Origin of the sequence: Gulosibacter chungangensis (assembly GCF_008831155.1) — a bacterium.
GTDB lineage: Bacteria > Actinomycetota > Actinomycetes > Actinomycetales > Microbacteriaceae > Gulosibacter > Gulosibacter chungangensis.
The window spans coordinates 39,151-61,425 of the sequence record NZ_WBKB01000007.1 but is presented as its reverse complement, the minus strand read 5'-3'; the positions used below and the strand labels follow the sequence as shown (position 1 = coordinate 61,425).

Below are 22,275 nucleotides of genomic sequence, written 5' to 3'. Positions count from 1 at the left end.
TAGAAATAGAAACGTCTTCGACACAGCGTAGAACAGAACGCGGTCGGAGCCAAGACTTTTGCCTGAGGTTTGGTAGAGAACTTGCGGGCTGGCGCAGAAAGAGAGGAACCGCGTGGAACTCGATCCCGTGCTGATCGCTCGATGGCAATTTGGCATCACCACCATTTACCACTACTGGATGGTTCCGTTGACGCTCGGTCTCGGCCCCATGCTCGTGTTCTGGCAGTGGCGATGGATGCGCACAGGGAACGAGATGTTCCTGCGCATGACGAAATTCTGGGGCAAGATCTACGTCATCAACTTCATCATGGGCGTGGCCACCGGTATCGTCCAGGAGTTCCAATTCGGACTGGCCTGGAGCGAGTACTCCCGCTTCGTCGGTGACGTCTTCGGTGCGCCGCTGGCGATGGAAAGCCTGCTTGCCTTCTTCTTCGAGTCCATCTACCTCGGGATGTGGATCTTCGGCTGGAAGCGACTGAATAAGCGCATCCACCTCCTCGCCCTTGCCAGCGCGGTATTCGCGAGCATCCTCTCGGCCTTCTTCATCATCGTCGCGAACTCTTGGATGCAGCATCCGGTTGGCGTGGAACTCGTTGACGGCCGTGCGGTGATGACCGATGTCTTCGCAGTGCTTACGAATAACACCGCGCTTGCCGCCTATGCGCACGCACTGTTCGGGGCGCTTTCCGTGGCCGCGGGTCTGGTGGTCGCGATTTCCTTCTACCACCTGTGGCGTCGCCGCTTCGACGGTATCGACACGGTGGATGCGAAGGGTCACGTCATCGTCGGTTCGGCACCGGAGATCGTCGGTCGCGACAAGCTCGACCACAAGGTTTGGCTGCGTTCGCTGCGGTTGGCGGGTGTGCTGGGGCTGGTCGCGTTCCTGGGGCTGTTTGGTACCGGCGACGTGCTTGGCAAGCTCATGTACGAGCAGCAGCCGTTGAAAATGGCCAGTGCCGAGGGCGCTTGCCACACGGGTACATCCTTCTCGGTCTTGAGCGTCGGCAGTCTCGGTTCGAAGGACTGTGACGACATCACCCCAATTCTGGAGATCCCGGGCGTACTGTCCTTCCTCGCGAAGGGCGACTTCACCACTGAGGTGCCCGGCATTAACGAACTCCTGCCGGTGTACGAGGAGATGTACGGCACGAACCTCCCCGACGACGAGATGTACGGCGACCGTGCCGGCGAAGAAATCGACTACCTGCCAATCGTGGAGGTCACCTACTGGGGCTTCCGCATCATGATCGGATTCGGTGGCGTGGCCGCATTCGCCTGTGCGCTTGCCCTGTGGCTGACCCGCAAGGGCACGGTGCCGCTGTCGAAATGGCTGATGCGAGCCGCCCTCGCTTCCATTGCGCTGGCCTTCATCGCGAACTCGAGCGGGTGGGTCTTCACCGAAATGGGGCGCCAACCCTTCGTGGTGGTGCCAAACCCGGAAGAAACCAACGGCATCTTCATGTTCACGGCGGCGGCGGTTTCGCCGGGGGTCTCGGCGGGAGAGCTGCTCTTTAGCGTGATCGCGTTCACCCTGGTCTACGGTGTGCTGCTGATTGTCGAGATCTTCCTGATGCGGAACTACGTGCGAGGTGGTGTTGCGAGCGCTATGCCGGAAATGGCTGCCGAAACTGAACAGGCAGCGAAGGCGACTCGACCTGATGACGAGGCAGACCGCCCGGAGGATGCCGACGACTCGGACAAGTCACGCCGTGACGATGTCCTTGACTTCGCCTTCTAGGCCCCAACCCAAGATCTGAGGAGACAACGTGGATTTACCTACTATTTGGTTCGTCGTCATCGCAGTGCTGTGGTTCGGGTACCTGCTGCTTGAATGCTTCGACCTGGGCGTGCTGATGCACCTATTTGGGCTCGCTCGCACCCCAACCGAACGTCGAGTGCTCATCAACACCATCGGCCCAGTGTGGGATGGCAACGAGGTGTGGCTGATTACCGCCGGTGCGATGACCTTCGCGGCATTCCCGTACTGGTACGCGTCCCTGTTCTCGGGGCTCTATGTGCCATTGGTGATCGTGCTCTTCGCACTCATTGTGCGAGCCGTTGCGATTGAATATCGCAGTAAGCACCACACGGGTCGCTGGACTCAGACCTGGGACGTGCTGATGGCAGTGGCTTCGCTCATTGCCTCCTTTGCGGTCGGCGCGATGCTTGCGATCACCACCACGGGCCTACCGATCAACGACAACGGTGACCGGGTCGGCGGAGTTTGGGCCTGGCTGAGCGTTCCCGCCGTCATCGGTGGCCTCGGCGTGGTCGGCTTTAGCCTGATTCATGGTGCGGTCTTCCTGATGCTGCGAACCGACGCCCCCATGCGTGATCGCGCACGTACCTTCGTGCTGCGCTGGACGCCGCTACTGATCCTGCCGCTTTTGGCTTGGGTCATTTGGGTGCAGGTGCAGTCGGGGGATGCGCTGACCTGGGCATTCGTCGTGGTTGCGGCCGTCGCACTGGTTACGTCCTACTGGCTCACGGGCCTGAAGCGTTCCAAGGCGGGATTCCTCGCGATGGCGGTGTTCCTTGCCTTCGGTGTCGCCGCGATTTTTGTGGCGGTGTTCCCGGTGGTGCTGCCTTCCACGATTGACCCCGCGTTTAACCTCACCGTATGGAATGCCGCCAGCGGCGAGTACACCCTCGCCGTAATGAGCGTGGTCGCCCTGTTCGGTATCCCGGCGGTCATCGTGACCCAGGCGTGGAGCTACCGGATCTTCTCCAAACGACTCGCGACCAAGCACATCCCACCGCTACACGAGGTTGTTCCCGCCGTCGCTGAGACCAGCGCATCCGGCAATTACCGCGAGACCGAACAGACTGCATGACCACAACGACACCATCGGCTCAGCCGGAATCCGAACGACTGAGCACCATGACCAAGACCCGGCTGCGGCAGTCCCGTTCGCCGATTGCCGGGCTCGGGCGGGACGGTAAGCGCGCGCTGAGCGTGCTCGCCGTGGTCGCCGCGATGAATGCGGCTGGTTTCGTGCTGGTGGCAGAGGCCCTTGCCCGCGCGATTAGCGGGGTATTTGCCGGCGCGGCCTTCGACCTCGGATTCCTGTGGTTGGGGCTCGCTGGGGTCGTGTTGCGTGCGGGCGCGACCTGGGCGAATCGCATCTATTCGGCGCGCGCGGTCACGGCGAGCAAGATCGAAATTCGTCGCGGACTCGCGCAGCGAGCACTCCGCGGCAGCGACAACTCCACTGGCGCTCTCGGAACCCTCGGCACCCGCGGGGTAGACGATCTCGACGAATACTTCACGACCTTTCTCCCAGCGCTGGTCTCTGCCCTGATCATCCCCTTCGTGCTGATCGTGCGGATCCTCTTCGCCGATTGGCTGAGCGCGCTGATCATTGTGCTCACGATTCCACTTGTCCCGCTTTTTATGATCCTCATCGGCTTTGTGACCCGGGATGCCGTGGATCAGGCGCAGGACTCGTTGCTGCGACTTTCTGGGCACCTCGTGGAACTCGCGCGCGGGCTACCGGTGCTCGTCGGGCTCGGGCGCGTGCGCGATCAAGTTGGTGCGCTGGAGCGACTCTCGGACGAATACCGACAGCGGACGATGCGCACGCTTCGAACTGTGTTCATGTCTTCGCTCGCGATGGAATTGATCTCGACCATCTCGATGGCGGTTATCGCGGTATTTATCGGGGTGCGGCTGGTTTACGGTGGTCTTGATCTCGAGGTGGGCCTGTTGGTGCTGATCCTCGCTCCCGATTGCTATGCGCCTTTTCGCCAGGCCGGATCGGCCTACCACTCGGCGGAAGACGGTGTCGCGGCACTCGATCGCGTGCAAGCGGTACGCGAAAGCCCGCTGCCTGAGCCACTGTGGGATGCGGCGGAATCCACCACGGCTGCCGGAGTACCGCAGGCCGTCAGTGCCACCGACTTCCGCGTGGCTTTTCTCGGTCGAGCACCGCTGTTTGAACACCTGGCGTTCACCGCCCCGGCCGGCACGATGACGCTTTTGGATGGCGCGAGTGGCACCGGCAAGACCACGATCCTTGCCGCACTCGCGGGCAAGCTCGGGAGCACTGAACCCGGGGAACCCTCGCCGCTTGTGAGCGGCAACATCACGGGGATTGATCCGCAGCGGCTGGCATGGGTACCGCAGCACCCCCACGCCTTCGGTGAATCCGTGCTCGATGAACTCGTACTCCACGCTCGGCTTGTGGGCACGACTGACCCCGGGTCGACAACTCAGGAAGCTCGCCTGGCGGCCAAACGGATGCTGGACGAGCTTGGGCTTTCGGCCACCGTCACCGACCCAGAAACGACCCCGCCGCACGCACTCAGCCCGGGAGAACTCCGGCGGCTCGCGATTGCCAGAGCACTCCTGCGGATCGACGCGGGCGCCACCACGGCGCTCCTCGACGAACCGACCGCGCACCTCGACGGGCACTCCGCGGATCTTGTTCGTGCCGCAATCGCACGTCGACGCGGCAAAGCAACCATGATCCTTGCCTCGCACGCCCCAATCGTGCACGCAATGTGCGATCACCGCATCCCACTCACGCGTGCCGCGGCGGAGGGAACCATGCGCTTGGAGATGGACACGAGTAGTGAGCCAGACAAGCTGGGAGCCGCGGCGCACGATCATGCACCGGTTCTCGGCGAACTCGAAACCGATGGCGATAGCGGGCAGCGACCGGATGCGTTGGAAGACGGAACCGTCGGGCAGTCGCCAAGGGCGAGCTTGTGGCAATTGTTCCGACTGCTGAAGCCCGCGGGCTGGGCCTTCGCGCTTGGCACACTCCTTGCTGTTGCGGCGGTTATCTTTGGCATCACCCAGACCTCGATCTCCGGGTGGCTCATCGTGCGTGCCGCCGAACAGCCACCGATCCTGCTATTGATGGTGGCAATCGTTGGGGTCCGCTTTTTCGGCATCGGACGCTCGGTCTTGCGCTACCTCGAACGACTGCAGATTCACGACGCCGTGTTCCGACTCGCAGGGCAACTTCGCCGGCGACTCTGGGATGCACTGGCGAGTACCGCACTTCGGTTCAAGCGGCTGCGCACCGGCCCCGCGGCACTCGACTTGCTCGTGCGCGAGGTCGACGCGATTCGGGATGAACTACCCCGCGTCGTCCTCCCACAGCTGGTCTCCGCGGCAACGCTTGCTGCCCTGGTGATCGCTGCGGCGATCTGGCTGCCCGAAGCGGTTGCGCCCGTATTGCTGCTCGCAATTGTGGCGCTGCTGCTGGCCCCCGCGCTAATCCGGCTTGCGGACCGTCGACTGACGAGCGACGAGGAACACGCTCGCGCTCGACTGTCGCAGCGCTTCACCGCCCTGGTGGAAGCTGGCCCGGAGATCGCGGTACACCGCGTGGAGACCGCTCCGCTTCGTGAGCTTGCCGAACTCGAGGTCGAAGCAATGCGGCTATCGTGCCGCAGCGCGTGGGTGCGGGGTGCGGCACATGGACTGATTGTCGCGGCCACAATCAGCGCCGTATTGTGGCTCACCGCAACCGCGTGGTCGCCGGGCGGGGTCACCCCGAGCACGGATGCCAAGCTCCTGACCGCTTTCGCCCTCGGGATGCTCGCCCTGATCGAGCCAATGACGGACGGTGTGACGGCGGTGCAGCGATGGCCACGACTGCAATTGCTGCTCGATTCCGTGCAGCGAGTCCTTGGTGTCTCGGTCGCGGACGAGGCTGGAGACTCCTCCGAAGAGGCGCTCGAGCCTAACCCGGTGTCTTCCTACAGCGCTCCTAACCAGTCACAGCCCGCCCTGGTCCTAGCGGCCGTGACCGGGCAATGGCCCGAACAATCAGCAGCCGTCTTTGAACAGCTCAGCGTCACCGTGGAACGAGGCCAGTGGCTTACCGTGACCGGACCTTCCGGCTCAGGAAAATCCACGCTGCTGGCAACCGTCATGGGGCACCTGCCGCCGCGAGGTGGGCAAGTCCTCATCCACGGGCAGCGAGTCCTCGCCGATACCGCGGGGCACATTGCCTGGTGCCCACAGGAGAGCCACCTGTTTAACTCCACCCTGCGCGGCAATCTGGTGCTGGCAAGACCCTCGGCAGATCGCCCCACGGATCAGGAACTCGAGTCCACCTTGCAACTGGTCGGGCTGGGTGAGTTCTTTGACTCGCTCGCCGATGGCCTCGACACGCGGATTGGCGCTGACGGCAGTTGGCTTTCGGGCGGTCAGCGGCAGCGCGTGGCAATCGCTCGCACACTCCTGACAAAGGCACCGGTAGTCCTGCTCGATGAACCAACCGCGCACCTTGACGAGGAAGCCGCTCAATCGCTCATGCGTGACCTGCGGATCGCGCTTGCGGATCGCGCGGTAGTCTGTGTGACCCATCGACTCACCGAACAGCAACCCGGCGATATCCAGCTGCAATTGCCGATGTCCGGGGCCGCTTCGGACGCTGAGCTTGTGGGCCTCGGCGTGGCCGTTGCCCGGGGTTGATACCGTTATCGCCATGCGATTCGGCATCGATTTCGGGACCACACGCACGATTATTGCGGCGGCGGACCGCGGCAATTACCCCGTCCTCGTCGTGGATGACGCCGAGGGCGACACCCAGAATTACATCCCCACTCAGATCGCCCTCAGCGACGGCAACATCGTCGCGGGGTGGGAAGCGGTAGCGCTCGCCCGCGTAGGGGTCCCCGTGGCGCGATCCTTCAAACGGCTCCTCGCGGCACCCGGTAGCACCGCCGCGACTCGCGTGCGCATCGGTGAAGACCATGTCTCGCTGGGCGATGCCATGTCGGCCTTCGCGCGACACGTCGCGGCGGTGATTCGGGCGCAAGAGCTCACGAACGAGCCGCTGCAGGCAGTGGTGGGTGTGCCGGCAAATGCTCATTCCGGACAGCGACTGCTGACCCTGGATGCATTTTCTCGCGCCGGATTTGAAGTACTCGCGCTCGTCAACGAGCCAAGCGCCGCGGCGTTCGAGTACACCCACCGGCACCCTCGCGGCATCAATTCCAAGCGCTCATCAGTGGTGGTGTTTGACCTTGGTGGTGGCACCTTCGACACCTCAATGGTGCGAATCGCGGGGACCGACCACGAGATCGTCCGAACCCTTGGCATTAACCACCTCGGGGGCGATGACTTTGACGAAGTGCTCGCCACGATGGCGCGCCGAGCCGGTGGTTTTGAGCACGATGCAATGGGGGAGCGCGCCTATGCGCGGCTGCTTGATGAAGCCCGCAGCGCCAAAGAACGCATTGCTCCGCAGTCGCGGCGAATCTTCCTCGAATTCGGCGATCAGGACATCACCGTCCCGGTCGAGGACTACTACACCGAATCTGGCTCACTCGTGGATCGCGCCATTGCGACGGTGGGTGAACTCCTCGGCGGCGAGGTTAACCAGACCCTCGCCGGTACCGAAATTGCGGGAATCTATCTCGTTGGTGGCGCTTCTGGGCTGCCATTGATTCCGCGATTGCTGCGCGAGCGCTTCGGGAGGCGCGTGCACCGCTCACCGCACCCCGCCGCATCCACCGCGATCGGGCTAGCGATTGCTGCCGACCCGGACTCGGGCTACGCCCTGCGAGACCGACTCGCACGCGGCATCGGGGTGTTCCGAGAACACGATGCCGGACGTGCCGTGGCGTTTGACCCGCAGATTGAACCCACCGCGAAACCGGACGCCAACGGTGAGATTCTCGTGCAGCGCCGCTATCGGGCGGCGCACAATGTTGGCTGGTTCCGCTTCGTTGAGTATTCCGGATTGGACAGCGCCGGGGAACCCACCGGGGATCTCTCGCCGCTTGTGGACCTCGTCATGCCCTTCGACCCGGAACTGCAGCGGGGCGACGAGGACCTGCGAGCGATTCCCGTTGAGCGTCGAGAGCACGGGCCGATGATCGAGGAGACCGTTCGCGTGGACGCCAACGGCATCACCTCGGTACGGCTCACCGACCTCGATACCGGCTACGTGCTCGAGGCGACTGCGAGTCGCTAGCGCTCCGCGCGTCGAATCCCGACAACGTCATGCGCAGGCCGCCCGGCCAGCTGACCGCGCTCCTCAAAGTGGGTGAGGAGCCTTCCCTCGTAGCGCGGGGCAAAGCCGCCACGCCCGGGCTCTCGGTCTTCCGGATCTGGGCGCTCACCGAGGTGCGGGTTCTCGAACCACTCGGCCTCCTCGATGACGTCACGCATCTGCCAGGCGTAGTTTTCCCAGTCGGTTGCCATGCGCCAAATTCCGCCGGGCTCGAGCACACCCGCCGCCGTATAAGTGAACAGGTCGCTCACGAGGCGACGCTTGTGGTGGCGAGCTTTTCGCCAGGGGTCGGGAAAGAACGTCCACAATTCTCGCGCCCGCGGGTTTCCCGAATTCTGGTGGGATGCATCCACATACCCGGTGGCCGCACCGGTGCCATCGACCCCGACGCCCGAACCGCCCTGAACGGCTCGCTCATCGTGAGCGATCTCCAGACCGAACACGATTGGTAGGGCCTGCGCGACATCCGCTTCGATAATGCGGACATTACTCAGGCCAGCCCGCGCGAAATTACCCACGCACTTCGCCACGCCCGGATGCCAGGCCTCGAACGCAAGAAAATTCCATTCCGGATGCGCTGCCGCGGCATGCGTCAGTTGCTCACCATTCCCAGGACCGATCTCGACCACCAGGGGCGCCTCACGGCCAAATTCCGCAGTGAGGTCAATGACCGCTGCCGGGTCAATCGTGGCGATGGTCGGACCTTCCGGGACATCAATAATGTAGGTCGGTCCGTGCTTTTCGAGGACCTCGTCATAGTCCTTCGCCATGCGGTTGTGACCGCGCATCGAGAACGAGCGGATGCGGTACTTCGCTCGTGCTTCGGGGTTTGAGCGAGACTCTTGCGGGGATTCCATGGCGTCTATCTTCGCAGGCGGATCGCGATGTGCCGAACCACGCACCTCGCGAGTGACAGTATGCTGAACCGACTGATCAGCGGTAACCTGGAGGAGTGACTGTAGAGAATCCTTTCGGCCAGGTGCTCGTTGCCCTCATTACGCCCATGGACCACGACGGTGAAGTTGCGTGGGACGACGTTGAGCGGCACGTAGACACACTCGTCTCACAAGGCGTTGACGGAATCGTTGTTTCCGGTACCACCGGTGAAACCTCGACGCTCACTGATGAGGAAAAGCTCAAACTTATTAAGGTCTCGAAGTCGGTCGCCGGTGACCGGGCGAAGATCATCCAGGGTGGCCCCTCCAACGAAACCGCCCACGCGATCCAGCTCGCGCAGCAGTCGGCCGAAGCCGGGGCGGACGCCATCATGGCGGTCACCCCGTACTACAACAAGCCAACCCAGGCCGGTGTGCTCACGCACTTCCGCATGATCGCGGACGCGACCGACCTGCCGATGATCGTGTACGACATCCCCGGCCGTGCCGGTATTCCCGTGAAGTACGAGACCCTCCTTCGCCTCGCCAAGCACCCGAACATCCTCGCGGTGAAAGACGCCAAGGGTGATCTTTCTGAGGTGTCGCGCGTGCTCAATGAGACCGATTTGCTCTACTTCTCGGGAGACGACCCGATGGTGCTGCCCTCGCTCGCGATCGGTGCGGTGGGGCTGATCGGCGTCACCGCAAATATTGCGCCGCAGCCGTATCGTACAATTGTGGATGCAGTCAACCGCGGCGATCTCGCCACGGCAACCGCCGAACACAAGCTCCTCGAGCCCCTCGCCCGCGCGACGATGACACATATCCCGGGTACGGTCTCAACCAAGTACATCCTTCACGGCCTCGGCCGCATCTCCTCGCCCCGCGTGCGCCTGCCGCTGGTGGGGCCGGAAGAAGCAGAAGCGAGCGTCATTGAACGTGACGTCGCACAGGTTCAGGGGCTTGCCGGTGTTGACTTCTCAAACTTCCGCCCCGACCGGAACGCTGCCGCTGGCGGTGCGCTCCCCAAGGTCGCGGGCACCACTCGGTAGCTCTCGCTAGCGGGTGTCACCGCCAACTGACAGGTACTGAATGACCGATATTTCAACACAGGCCGCACCTGCGGCAAACCTCCCCAAGCTGAAGCGCGACACCATGCGCATCATCCCGCACGGCGGGCTTGGGGAGGTTGGCCGTAATATGACCTCCTTCGAGATCAACGGAAAAATATTCATCATCGACTGCGGCGTGCTCTTTCCAGAGTCCACCCAGCCCGGTGTAGACCTCATCCTTCCCGATATCGAATCGGTGATGGACCGGCTCGATGACGTGGTCGGCATTTTCTTGACCCACGGGCACGAAGACCACATCGGTGGCGTGCCCTATTTGCTCAAGCGAAAGCCCGATATTCCGCTCATCGGGTCAAAACTGACCCTCGCGCTGGTCGAAGCCAAGCTGCGCGAACACCGAATCAAGCCCTATACCCTCACGGTCTCCGAGGGAGACGTCGAAGAGTTCGGGCCCTTCACTTGCGAATTCATCGCGATTAGCCACTCGATTCCGGATTCCCTCGGCGTGCACGTGTCCACGAAGGCCGGAAACTTCATTCACACCGCCGACCTCAAGATGGACCCGACTCCGATGGACGGTCGTCTGACCGACCTGCGTGCCTTCGGTCGGCTGGGGGAGCAGGGCGTCGACCTGTTCCTGTGTGACTCGACGAACGCCGAAATCCCCGGGCACTCCGGCAGCGAACTGAGCGTGGGCCCTGCCATTCACGAGGCGATTCGCACCGCGAAGGGTCGCGTGGTGGTGTCGAGCTTCGCGAGCCACATTCACCGCGTGCAGCACGTGATCAACGCGGCTGTTGCGAACCGACGCAAGGTCGCACTCGTGGGACGGTCGATGACCCGCAATATGGGCATTGCACTTGATCTCGGCTACCTCGATGTTCCCGACGGGACCATCGTCGACTACAAGAAGGCCCTCGGCATGCGTCGCCATGAAGTGGTCTTCATTTGTACCGGTTCGCAGGGGGAGACGCTCGCGGTGCTCAACCGTATCGCGCAGCACGACCACGCGATCGAGGTGACCGAGGGTGACCGGGTGGTGCTCGCATCCAGCCTCGTACCGGGCAACGAAGTGCCCGTGTCGAACATGATCAATAATCTGATGAAGTCAGGTGCGGATGTGGTGCACAAGGGCAATGCGCTCGTGCACGTGTCAGGGCACGGCTTCGCGGATGAACTCCTTGCTTGCTACAACGTGATCAAGCCCAAGTTTGCGATGCCGGTGCACGGTGAATTCCGTCACCTGGTCGCCAACTCGAAGATCGCCGCAAAGTCCGGGGTTCACGAGGACAATATGATCATCACCGAAAACGGTGGCGTGATTGACATGTTCAAGGGCGTACCCCGTAAGGTCGGCGAGATTCCGGTTGGCTTCGTGTACGTGGACGGCAAGACCGTCGGCTCGGTGACCGAAGACGACATCAAGGATCGGCGAGTGCTTTCAGAAGAAGGCTTTATCTCGATCTTCGCCGTGGTGGACCCGATTGACGCTTCGATCGTCGCCGGGCCCGAAATTCACGCGCGTGCCTTCGCACCGGATGACCGAGTGTTTGAGCCGCTGATCCCACAGGTTCGTCAGGCGCTTGAAGACGCCCTCGATGATGGTGTCCGCGATAAGTACCGTCTCTCGCAGGCGGTGCGCCGCGTGGTCGGGCGTTGGGCGGGGACGAAGCAGCGTCGTCGGCCCATGATCGTACCGATTGTGACCTTCGCGAATCCCGCCACGAACGAATAATCTTCTTTCGCCCGTCACCATGAGTGGCACGGTGTAGGGGTAACTGCGAGAAGCCGGGTTCGACCTCCGCGTAGCGGGGCGGACCCGGCTTTTTGCGTGAGATCCTTGCGGATTTCGGGCACTCCGCCGGATGTCGCAGCACGCCCGGAGTCCACGGGTACCGTTAAGCCCATGTCTAATTCGTCGCCGAAGCGTGCCCAAAACCGGAGCACGGGCTCCAACTCGGGATCCCGTGGCCGGTCGGCGAAGTCTTCCTCCAAGCAGCAAGACACCAAAGTTCAGCTCACAGTAGAAGAACAAGCCCTCGGCACCCGTGCCTGGAACGGGCTTGCTCACGCCGTCGGCGGTGCCGTCCGAGCCATGGGGCCGGAGCGTATTGCCAAGGAAGATCGCCGCGACTCCTTCCCGATGGTGCTCTTCTTGCTTGCGATCGCTGGCGCCGTGACGGTCTGGTTCTTCCCCGGGAACACGTTCGCCGCAAACCTCAACGCGTTTACCTTCGGTGGACTCTTTGGCGTTGTTGCCTATGCGCTGCCGGTAATTCTGATGGGCCTAGCCCTTTGGCTCTTTCGTAATCCCTCCTCGGTGCATGACAACAACCGAGTGATTTTGGGGCTCGGAATGGCGCTGTTTAGCGCCTGCGCGATTTGTCACTTGCACGGTGGTGAACCGCAACCCGCCATGGGAATGCCAGAGCTTGCGCGGGCCGGCGGAGTGTTTGGCTGGATGATCGGGGCACCACTGGGCTTCCTGATCACGCCAATTCCGGCCACGGTCCTGTTGGCACTCGTGTTTGTGCTCTCGCTCTTTGTAATCACCAAGACACCACCGCGACAGCTGCCAAGTCGTATCCGCGAGGGCTGGACCTGGCTCGTGGGCGCCGATCACGCGAGCGGAAAGCAGGCCTCCGGAGCAGCCAGCGAAGATGCCGAGACTCGCGTGGACCGTGAGCGTGACCAGGTGCCCTGGTGGCGACGTAATGAGTCGGGTCGCGAGGTTGACCCGGCCTATGACACTCCGCTTGTGGACCCTGAAAACCGCGAGGGTGTCGACGAAATGATGAGCCTCTTCGACGATGAGTCGGAGACCAAAGTCATGCCGACTGCGACTGGTCGGCGTAAGAAGCGCAAGGCGAAATCAGAACCGGAGCCGACGCTCGACTTTAGCGAGCAGAACGCAGACGCGGCGGCTGAGCATCCCACTGAGGTGCTCACTGCGCCGTTGCAGACCCAGGCCGAACCGGCAGCCCAGGCGGCCACGCCCGCGACCGCTGCCGGGTCGAGCACGGAACCAAGCGAAGCGGATGCGCTCGCTTCGGTGGAAGAAGACGAGACCGCCAACTGGGATACCCGGGCGCAGGAGCAAGACGATGAATATGAGCTGCCGCCCACGCAGCAGTTCCTCAAGCGAGGTGAACCGGCTCGCTCGCGCACTGAAGCCAATGACGAAACCATTGCCGCACTGAACCAGACCTTCCAATCCTTCAAGGTGGATGCGAAGGTCACCGGGTTCTCGCGTGGCCCGACGGTGACGCGCTACGAAGTTGAGGTGGCGCCGGGCACCAAGGTGGAAAAAGTCACTCAGCTCACGAAGAACATTGCCTATGCGGTCCGCTCCAATCAGGTACGCATCCTGTCGCCGATCCCGGGTAAGTCCGCGATTGGTGTGGAGATTCCGAATAGTGACCGCGAGGTCGTCCGCCTCGGGGATGTGCTGAGCTCACAAAAGGCAGTCAAGGCAGCCCACCCCATGACGATCGGTGTCGGTAAGGACGTCGAGGGCGGTTTCGTGCTCGCGAACCTCGCGAAGATGCCGCACCTGCTCGTGGCTGGTTCCACCGGTTCGGGTAAGTCGAGCTTTGTGAACTCGATGATTGTGTCGCTCCTGACCCGCTCCAAGCCCTCCGAGGTTCGGATGGTGCTGGTGGACCCGAAGCGCGTCGAACTCACCCCGTATTCGGGTGTGCCGCACCTGATCACGCCGATCATTACGAACCCGAAGAAAGCCGCTGAGGCGCTGCAGTGGGTCGTCAAGGAAATGGAGATGCGTTACGACGATCTCGAGAACTTCGGTTTCCGACACGTCGATGATTTCAACGCGGCAATCCGCGCGGGTGAGGTGCAGGTGCCGGAAGGCTCCAAGCGCAAACTCAAGCCGTATCCGTACCTCCTCGTGGTCGTCGACGAGCTTGCGGAGCTCATGATGGTGGCACCACGAGACGTGGAAGATTCGATCGTGCGGATCACCCAGCTCGCGCGTGCCGCGGGTATTCACCTCGTGCTCGCCACGCAGCGTCCATCGGTGGATGTTGTGACGGGTCTGATCAAGGCTAACGTGCCTTCGCGACTTGCCTTTGCCGTAACCAGCTCCACCGACTCGCGAGTGATCCTTGATCAGGTTGGTGCCGAGTCGCTGATCGGCCAGGGCGATGCGCTGTTCTCACCGGCCGGGCAGAAGCCGATTCGTGTCCAGGGTGCCTGGGTCGACGATGATGAGATCACCAAGGTGGTCCGCCACGTTAAGGAACAGGCGCAGCCCGAGTACCGCACAGACATAAACGCGCCCGCCGAGAAGCGTGAGATCGACGCCGATATTGGCGATGACCTCGAACCCTTGCTGGCCGCTGCAGAGCTCGTGATTACTTCCCAGTTCGGTTCAACGTCGATGTTGCAGCGCAAGCTGCGGGTCGGCTTTGCGAAGGCCGGTCGCCTGATGGACCTCATGGAGTCCCGTGACATCGTCGGCCCTTCCGAGGGGTCGAAGGCTCGAGACGTATTGCGCTCACCGGAAGAACTGCCGCAGGTGCTCGCAATGATCCGCGGCGACTTGCCGCCCGAGGGGGCGTCTGCGGGCGGCCCGACTGCCGGCCCGGCTGACGACTATGACGGCCCGGAAGACCTCGTTGCCGCTCAGTATGAAGGTCTTGAGGAGGTCGAGGGCGATGCCGATGAAGATAGCGAGGACGCCTGGAGCCTCACGGGCCGCGATTAGCGCGAGGAGTACCGCAGTGAACAAGCGCATCTGGCGCAGGGGTGAAGGCCCGGTCAGCATCTGGGCAGTGCCCAATGTCATCACCATCGTGCGAATTCTCTTTGTGCCAGCGCTGGTCTGGGCAATGATCGCGGATGCGGGCGAGGGCGGCCCGCTGCGGTGGCTCGCGCTCGGTCTTTTTGTAGTCGGAATCGGTTCGGATGCAATCGACGGTCACCTTGCCCGCAGCCGCAATCTGATTAGTGACTTTGGCAAAATTCTCGACCCGATCGCCGACAAGGCACTTACGGGCGCGGCATTGTTGGTGCTGTCCTATCTCGGGGAGCTTCCCTGGTGGGTGACCGGCCTCATCCTGCTGCGCGAGATCGGGATCACCATTTGGCGACTCGTTGAAGTGCGCCGGATCGTCATGCCGGCCGGTCGCGGCGGCAAACTCAAAACGGTGGTGCAGGCGATCGCCATCTCACTGGCGATCGCGCCCTTCCCGGTCATCTTCGGCGAATGGATGCACTGGGTGAATACGGTCGCGATGTCGCTCGCCTTTATCCTCACGATTTGGTCGGGAATTGACTACCTCGTGCAGGCATACTTTCCTAAGAAGCGCGCGGCCTAGTTGGTCTGTGGCCGAGCGGCCGTGAGGCTGCTGAGTCCAGCGCACCACGCTTCGGATGCACGAGAGGGGAATGCCGTGACGAATAATCAGCCCTTTGCGGAGGGTGATGCACAAGCTAAGGGCACCCGTGCCGGTCATACCCATGCCGAACCGCCCGCAGTAATTCCTGCGATCACCGCGGATGACGCAGAACGTGCCGAGCCATTACCGGCGCTGCCGCCGGTGCACTCTACTGTGAACGATCCCTCTGCTCGGGCACTCGAGCTTGCCAAAATACTCGTTGAAGCGAATCTCACGATTACCACTGCAGAGTCGCTCACCGGCGGGGCATTGGCCGCCGAGCTTGTTCGCGTCCCGGGAATCTCCGCAACATTCCTCGGCGGCATCGTTGCCTATCAAGACGAAATCAAGCACGCGCTGCTGGGGGTCGACAAACGGGTGCTGCACGATCACGGGGCCGTGCATCCGGAGGTGGCGCTGCAGATGGCCCGGGGAGTGCGTAAAAAATTTGTCATGCTCGGACGGGACTCAGACATTGGGGTTTCGACCACCGGTGTCGCGGGGCCTGACCCCTCATCCAAAGACCAGCCAGCGGGCACTGTTTTCGTGGGCATCTCCACGCTCTGGGGTGAGCACGTGGCGGAATTGGACTTCGCGAACCTGGTGCGGGAAGAAGACCCGATCGGCTCACGACAGCGAATTCGGTTCGCAACCATCGAGGCCGCGCTCTTTAATGTCCTTGAGCATTTGTCGATTCAGGCAGAACTCTGAGTGTTACCCGGTAGCAGGGAATGAAATTTCCCGGGGGCAGGTTATACACTGCATGAGCCTCAGCTATGCAACATCGAGAAAAGGAGGTTCCGTATGGTGCTAGTCCGTCATGAAATGGGAGAGGTGCTTCGGAACGTCCGCCTGCGTAAGGGAGCCACGCTTCGGCAAGTCGCCGGCCGTGCTTCTGTAGCGCTTGGATACCTCTCAGAAATTGAGCGCGGTCAGAAGGAAGCATCGAGCGAGATTCTCGCATCGGTGGCTGGCGCGCTTGACACACCTCTGTCCCAGATTTATCACGAGGTTGGCAATCGCCTCCTCGCACACGAAGAACGTGAGCTGCGTGAGCAGCGTCTTGCCGGTGTCATTCCCGACACCGTGCCGGACGACCTGCTGAGCTCGCACCACGAACCAGTGGGCGCTCACTAACAGCCTGCTATCTCTTCCGGAACGCCTCGTCTGCCACCGCGACGAGGCGTTCCGTAGTTTCCGACGCGGTTGTCTGGGCAGTACGATGGGCGGATGCGATTGAGCGAATTCCAGCGAGCCGTGACCGACGAATTTGGTGAGGTCTACGGCGCGAGTGTGGTTCGTGATGTTGTGTTGGATGGCCTGGCGGACCGCACGGCAAAACAAGCGCTCGACGAAGGTGTTGACGCGCGGACGGTGTGGGAAGCGCTCTGCGTCGGAATGGATATCCCCAAGGATCGTTGGTACGGGGTGGGTCGGCTCGACCCCCGCGCGAATGGCTAGCGCGAATTGCCGATTTGTAGCAGTTTCGACACGCCCGCAAAATGAGGTCGAACGGCTGTTCGATAGGGTGTAGTGTCATGCATGTGGTTTGTGGATGACCGGTTTTCCACAGTGCAAGACTCCGCCGCAGGAAATGTCGGTGGCTAAATCTACGCTGTGGGCACAGGTCGAAAGCGAACCGCCCGCCTTGTCGGAACGCTCTCAATCAGCGAAAGACAGCCTGTAGGCGACAACACCTATCTCAAAGGAGCAACATCATGGCCTCACCTAAAGAAAAAGACCGCGACAAGGCCCTCGAATCCGCCCTCAGCCAGATCGACCGCCACTTCGGTAAGGGATCGGTGATGCGCCTTGGTAGCGAAGAGCGTGCCCCAGTTGAGATCATCCCCACCGGTTCAATCGCGTTGGATGCAGCGCTCGGCATCGGCGGTCTCCCACGCGGTCGTGTGGTGGAGATCTACGGTCCGGAGTCTTCGGGTAAGACCACGATCGCCCTGCACGCAATCGCAAACGTCCAGCGTGAGGGCGGCATCGCGGCGTTCATTGACGCTGAGCACGCGCTTGACCCCGAATACGCCAAGAAGCTTGGCGTCGATATTGACGAACTCCTGGTCTCTCAGCCGGACACCGGTGAACAGGCGCTGGAAATTACGGACATGTTGGTGCGCTCGGGTGCGATCGACCTGATTGTCGTCGACTCGGTCGCAGCACTTGTGCCACGGGCCGAGATCGAAGGCGAGATGGGTGACTCTCACGTGGGTCTGCAGGCTCGACTGATGTCGCAGGCACTACGAAAGCTCACCGGTGGGCTCAACACGAGCAAAACTACGGCGATCTTCATCAACCAGCTTCGTGAAAAGATCGGTGTCTTCTTCGGGAGCCCCGAAACCACGGCCGGTGGTAAGGCCCTGAAGTTCTATGCTTCGGTTCGGCTCGATATTCGCCGTATCGAAACCTTGAAGGACTCCGGCGAAGCCGTGGGTAACCGAACTCGCGTCAAGGTCGTGAAGAACAAGATGGCACCGCCGTTCAAGCAGGCGGAGTTTGACATTCTGTTTGGTCACGGCATTTCGCGTGAAGGTTCGCTGATTGACTACGGCGTGGAGCACGGCATCGTGCAGAAATCGGGCTCCTGGTTCACCTACGACGGTGATCAGCTCGGGCAGGGTAAAGAAAATGTCCGTCGCTTCCTCCTCGAGAACTCGGACATTGCCGATGAGATCGAGCACAAGATTCTCGTCAAGCTTGGTATTCGGGAGGGCGAACCGGAACCGCTCATTGATGAAGAGACCGGCGAAGTCCTCGAACTCGGTGCTTAGCGACTAGTGCCATGAACGAAGAACAAGACGGTCTCGCTGAGGTCATCGCGTTCCCGGGGTTCAACACGAGCAATGCGACTGCGCCAGGTGAACGCGAATCTCACCTGGCGCAGTTGCGCGCAAAAATGCTCGAAACCGCGGCAGAAAACGAGCCGAATCCCGCTCCTTCTACAAAGCAAGGCACTCCGGAGCGATCTGGTCCGCAATTTCGTCCAAAGTCAGACAATAATGTGGCGCGGATGCCGGGTATCGCCGAGCACGACGAAGCGGACGTCGAGGAAGCCTCCGACTTGCTCGTCCGCGCGCTCGCTCGCAGCCCAAAATCTGTCCGTGAGGCCGAAGAGTTCCTGGCGAACCGAACAGAGCTCGGCCCACGTGAGCGTGAGCCGATCGTGAACCGCATGATTGATTTGGGCTATCTGGATGATGCTTCGTTGGCTGAACAGCTGGTGTCCGGCGCCCTAAGCCGCAAGGGGCTCGGGCGGGGCGGCATGAGCCGTGAACTGCGTAAGCGAGGAATTACTGACGAGATCATTCAAACGGTCCTCGGCGACTTTGATGGCAGCGAGGAATTTGATCGCGCATTGGAACTTGCTCGCGAGCGAGCCTCGCGATTCCGCGGACTTGATTATGAGACGGCGCAGAGAAGGCTCTACGGGTACCTCGCCCGTCGTGGTTTCGGTGGTGACATTGTCGGGCGTGCAGTAAAGGCAGCGCTGGAATAGCTCGATCAAACTGACAGCACGGCGCACCATAAAATAGGGGTCAAACCGGTTTTTGATTCAGATTTGAGGCGATTTTGCATTGGTCCAGGGCCAGTCGCGCAATGTTCTAAGCACAGTGGCAGGGCGGGTCCTCCCGCGCGCAGCAGATTATCGAGGCCTCAGAAAGAGTTGGCGATTCGATCTCACGGCCGGGGTCACCGTTGCCATCGTGGCGCTCCCGCTTGCGCTTGCGTTTGGCATTAGCTCGGGAGTCTCGGCGTCTGCGGGGCTCGTGACGGCAGTGGTCGCCGGGTTTGTGGCGGCAATCTTCGGCGGTTCGAATGTGCAGGTCTCCGGCCCGACGGGGGCGATGGCCGTCATCCTCGCGCCAGTGGTGGCGACGCACGGCGCCGAAACTGTGCCGCTGCTGGCGCTCATCTCCGGGGTGATGCTACTGATCATGGGGCTGTTCGGCCTCGGGCGCGTGGTGTCGCTGATTCCGTGGACAGTGGTCGAAGGATTCACCCTCGGGATCGCCATTATTATCTTCCTCCAGCAGGTCCCCATGGCCTTCGGGACCACTGCAACAGTTGGACTCAATCCAGCGATTGCCGCGTTGGCGGCAATCGGCGACGCCGACTGGGCAATAGCCTGGCAGACCTTGCTCATGGTCGCGATTACCTGGGCGCTCATCCTGCTCCTGCCGAAGATCCACCCGGCCATCCCCGCGAGCCTCATCGGCGTAATCGTCGTGACCGTTTTGGTCCTGCTCTTCAGCATGCCGATCCCAAATATTGGGCAGTTACCGTCCAGCTTGCCTGCGCCGTCGGTGCCGAGCTTTGACGTCGCAACGCTGGGGTCGCTCATGGGACCAGCAGTGTCAATCGCCCTGCTTGCCGCAATCGAGTCGCTGCTTTCGGCCCGAGTAGCCTCCCGCATGGCCGATACCGGAGCCTATGACCCGGATCGGGAACTCAGTGGCCAGGGTTTGGCGTCGATTGCATCGGGCCTTTTTGGTGGCATGCCGGCAACGGGCGCAATCGCCCGCACCGCCGTAAACGTCCGTTCGGGAGGAAAGAGCCGCGCGAGCTCGGCGATTCACGCACTCCTGTTGCTCTTGGTGATCTATGTGGGCGCGAGTCTGGTCTCGATCATTCCTCTGGCGGCACTGGCAGGAGTGCTCATGGCGACCGCGACGCGCATGGTTGCCGGTCGAACCATTCGCTCGGTTCTTCGAGCCAGCCGCCCGGACATCTTCATCTTCTTCGTCACCGCGGCAATCACCGTGGCCTTCGATTTGATCGTGGCGGTGTGGATCGGCTTGATAGCCGCCGCGATTGTCGCATTGAAACACGTGGCCGATCAGGCCGGGGTTCGGCGGGAAGAGCTGCCGGGGGATCGAGTTGCCGGCGACGAGCGGATTGCCCTGGTACGGATCGACGGCGCCATGTTCTTCGGTGCCGCAGAGAAGCTCCAGCGAGAGTTCGATCAGTTCACCGGCATCGAAGTGGTCATCATTCGGCTATCGCATTTGGGAGGTCTCGATTCAACCGGCGCAAATGCCCTCGTCGAGATCATCGAAACCTTCGAGAACCGGGGCGTGACGGTGCTACTCAAGGGTCTGCAGCCCCGTCACCAACAGATGGCTGGGGCGTTCGGGGTGCGGGATGCCCTGCGGGATGGGCGGCACGCCTTTGACACGCTTGAGGATGCGGTTGATCACGCCCGAAGCCACATTCGGCGTGGCCCCTGGCAGCCGGGCCAAGGGCAGCCGACGGCTTCAACTTAGCTGGCCGCGGGGTGAAGCTGGAGGACTTCACCTCGCCACCGTTCACGCAACCACCGATCATGACTCGCAATGACCACGGCACCCGGGTAATCCGGGATCGCCTGCTCGAGTTCTTCTGCGAGCGAGAGCGCGAGATGATTCGTCGGCTCGTCGAGGAGCAATAGGTCTGGTGGATCAGCAATCAGTCGCGCTAGCGCGATTCGTCGCCGCTGACCGTAGGACAGCGCAGCAAGCGGCAGTCTGCTGGCCGCCTCATCGAGTAGGCCAAGTTCCCATGGTGTCGGGAGCGTGTCGCCACTGGCGAGATCTTGTCGATAGGCCTGCTCAGCAGTGACCGTTAGGTCCGGCCAGGAGTCGTATTGAGCGAGTAATCCGACTGAGCCGTGCAGCTCAACGGTGCCGACCTCGGGCTGCAATTGTCCGGAGAGTAACGACAACAGGGTGGACTTCCCGGCACCGTTCGCCCCCTCAATGAGCAAGCGTGAATGCGGCCCGATTTCGAGGGAAATCGGTGCCAGTCGCCGCCCGACCGCTGCACCGTGGACTACAGCAATTGGGTCGTTCCTCGTGAGCATGGCCGAAGCTTGCTCCGCCGAGACTTCCCCGGAGCGCTCAAATCCGGAAAATTGCAGCAGTTTCGGTGGCGCATGGACCGGCGAACGGTCAAGCTCTGCGAGTCGATTGCGGGCTTGCCGAAGTCGAGCGCCAACGGTTTTCGCGGCGCGGTCCGCTTCAAACTTGGCAGCCATCCGCGTTTCGCTCCGTGGCTTCGTGGTGTGGAAGACATCCCGAGCGTCGACCGCGATCACGTACTCGAGACGGCGGCGTTCGGCTTGCTGCTCTTCGAATGCCCGCTGCCAACGCACTCGATCAGCAGCGCGGGCGACTAAGTAGTCACTGAAACCACCCGTGTAGCGGCGCGCCTGCTGGAGCCCACTGGTGGGACCCTCCGGACCGAAGGAATAATCGAGGTCGACGATTCCGGTGGCCACTGCATCCAGGAACGAACGATCGTGACTGGCAAAGAGAACCGGCCCCGTCCAGCCGAGTAGCTGCTGCTCAAGAAATGCGACTGCGCCATCGTCGAGGTGATTGGTCGGCTCATCCAGCACCAAGGCAGACGGTCGCTTGAGCAATAGCGCTGCAAGGGCCAAGCGACGACGTTGACCGCCGGAAAGCGCAGCGACCGGTCGGCTTCGGGCGATGCCACCGAGGCCAAGGCCGGTCAGCATCGAATCAATCTGTGCATCCAATTCCCATAGGCCGCTGTGCTCGGCTTCGAGAAGTGCCTGTTCATAGTCTTCGGCAGCGCTGTTATGCGGGGAGGCCGCATCGGCGAGGTGTGCCGCTGCCTCCTCGAGCCTCGTGCCGATGGCGCGTAGCGGGGCGACCGCCGACTCAATTACCTCGGAAAGCGAGTCATCAGCCGTGTGTTCGAGCTCCTGCGCCAAACTCCCGAGTGTTGTCGGCACCGTGATCGAACCACTTGCAGCTTGCGCATCGAGGGAGCCTGAAATGAGCGAAAGCAGCGTGGATTTCCCGGAACCGTTGGCACCGATCAGCCCGATGCGTTCACCCGGCGAGACCGCGAGGCTGACGTCTTCGAGAACGCGTCGGGTCCCGCGCAGCACGGTCGCACCGTCAACACGAAGATGCGCAGCGGACATGAATTGAAGTGA

16 protein-coding genes are annotated in these 22,275 nt (G+C 62.0%); 14 read left to right on the top strand and 2 right to left on the bottom strand.

Translation table 11 applies throughout. The features are described 5' to 3' along the window. Positions 1-112 precede the first annotated feature (112 nt). Genes F8O05_RS11180 through F8O05_RS11165 form a run of 4 tightly spaced genes read left to right on the top strand, consistent with a single transcriptional unit; the run spans position 113 to position 7,940 of the window. Positions 113-1,738 carry a cytochrome ubiquinol oxidase subunit I gene (locus F8O05_RS11180; RefSeq protein WP_225735870.1) on the top strand — a complete coding sequence of 542 codons (1,626 nt, stop codon included), beginning with the start codon at positions 113-115 and terminating at the stop codon, positions 1,736-1,738. Between the two features lie 28 nt (positions 1,739-1,766). Then, the gene (cydB, locus tag F8O05_RS11175) at positions 1,767-2,834 is read left to right on the top strand and encodes a cytochrome d ubiquinol oxidase subunit II (RefSeq protein ID WP_158052833.1); all 1,068 of its coding nucleotides are present in this window, start codon (positions 1,767-1,769) and stop codon (positions 2,832-2,834) included. Positions 2,835-2,881: 47 nt separating this feature from the next. Continuing rightward, positions 2,882-6,433, top strand: coding sequence for a thiol reductant ABC exporter subunit CydC (gene cydC / locus F8O05_RS11170; protein ID WP_192497147.1), 3,552 nt, complete (start codon positions 2,882-2,884; stop codon positions 6,431-6,433). 13 nt (positions 6,434-6,446) lie between these two features. Further along, positions 6,447-7,940, top strand: a complete 1,494-nt coding sequence (locus tag F8O05_RS11165; RefSeq protein WP_158052831.1) for an Hsp70 family protein — start codon at positions 6,447-6,449, stop codon at positions 7,938-7,940. On the opposite strand, the gene trmB is transcribed toward F8O05_RS11165, so the two are convergent. Beyond that, positions 7,937-8,836, bottom strand: a complete 900-nt coding sequence (gene trmB / locus F8O05_RS11160) for a tRNA (guanine(46)-N(7))-methyltransferase TrmB (RefSeq protein WP_225735869.1) — start codon at positions 8,834-8,836, stop codon at positions 7,937-7,939. The two genes, F8O05_RS11165 and trmB, sit on opposite strands and share 4 nt — an antisense overlap. A gap of 95 nt (positions 8,837-8,931) precedes the next feature. On the opposite strand from trmB, the gene dapA reads away from it, so the two are divergent. The 10 genes from dapA to F8O05_RS11110 all read left to right on the top strand — a co-directional run bounded on the left by dapA (position 8,932) and on the right by F8O05_RS11110 (position 20,596). Continuing rightward, positions 8,932-9,906, top strand: coding sequence for a 4-hydroxy-tetrahydrodipicolinate synthase (gene dapA / locus F8O05_RS11155; protein ID WP_158052830.1), 975 nt, complete (start codon positions 8,932-8,934; stop codon positions 9,904-9,906). A 40-nt stretch (positions 9,907-9,946) separates the two neighbouring features. Further along, the gene (locus tag F8O05_RS11150) at positions 9,947-11,659 is read left to right on the top strand and encodes a ribonuclease J (RefSeq protein ID WP_158052829.1); all 1,713 of its coding nucleotides are present in this window, start codon (positions 9,947-9,949) and stop codon (positions 11,657-11,659) included. 171 nt (positions 11,660-11,830) lie between these two features. Further along, positions 11,831-14,650 carry an FtsK/SpoIIIE family DNA translocase gene (locus tag F8O05_RS11145; protein WP_158052828.1) on the top strand — a complete coding sequence of 940 codons (2,820 nt, stop codon included), beginning with the start codon at positions 11,831-11,833 and terminating at the stop codon, positions 14,648-14,650. A 16-nt stretch (positions 14,651-14,666) separates the two neighbouring features. After that, positions 14,667-15,263 (top strand): CDP-diacylglycerol--glycerol-3-phosphate 3-phosphatidyltransferase, encoded by a 597-nt coding sequence (gene pgsA / locus F8O05_RS11140; protein WP_225735868.1) that lies wholly within the window; start codon positions 14,667-14,669, stop codon positions 15,261-15,263. Between the two features lie 75 nt (positions 15,264-15,338). Further along, entirely contained in the window at positions 15,339-16,034 is a 696-nt protein-coding gene (locus F8O05_RS11135) for a CinA family protein (RefSeq protein WP_225735867.1), read from the top strand. A 93-nt stretch (positions 16,035-16,127) separates the two neighbouring features. After that, complete coding sequence (locus tag F8O05_RS11130; protein WP_158052827.1) at positions 16,128-16,460, top strand: helix-turn-helix domain-containing protein; 333 nt, start codon at positions 16,128-16,130, stop codon at positions 16,458-16,460. A gap of 93 nt (positions 16,461-16,553) precedes the next feature. Continuing rightward, entirely contained in the window at positions 16,554-16,784 is a 231-nt protein-coding gene (locus F8O05_RS11125; RefSeq protein WP_158052826.1) for a DUF3046 domain-containing protein, read from the top strand. Between the two features lie 257 nt (positions 16,785-17,041). Continuing rightward, the gene (recA, locus tag F8O05_RS11120; RefSeq protein WP_158052825.1) at positions 17,042-18,103 is read left to right on the top strand and encodes a recombinase RecA; all 1,062 of its coding nucleotides are present in this window, start codon (positions 17,042-17,044) and stop codon (positions 18,101-18,103) included. Between the two features lie 11 nt (positions 18,104-18,114). After that, the gene (locus tag F8O05_RS11115; RefSeq protein ID WP_158052824.1) at positions 18,115-18,828 is read left to right on the top strand and encodes a regulatory protein RecX; all 714 of its coding nucleotides are present in this window, start codon (positions 18,115-18,117) and stop codon (positions 18,826-18,828) included. A gap of 115 nt (positions 18,829-18,943) precedes the next feature. Then, positions 18,944-20,596: a SulP family inorganic anion transporter gene (locus F8O05_RS11110; protein WP_158052823.1), complete on the top strand. Its 1,653-nt coding sequence runs from the start codon at positions 18,944-18,946 to the stop codon at positions 20,594-20,596. On the opposite strand, the gene F8O05_RS11105 is transcribed toward F8O05_RS11110, so the two are convergent. Next, the gene (locus tag F8O05_RS11105; protein ID WP_158052822.1) at positions 20,593-22,263 is read right to left on the bottom strand and encodes an ABC-F family ATP-binding cassette domain-containing protein; all 1,671 of its coding nucleotides are present in this window, start codon (positions 22,261-22,263) and stop codon (positions 20,593-20,595) included. The genes F8O05_RS11110 and F8O05_RS11105 overlap by 4 nt on opposite strands. Between the last annotated feature and the right edge of the window lie 12 nt (positions 22,264-22,275).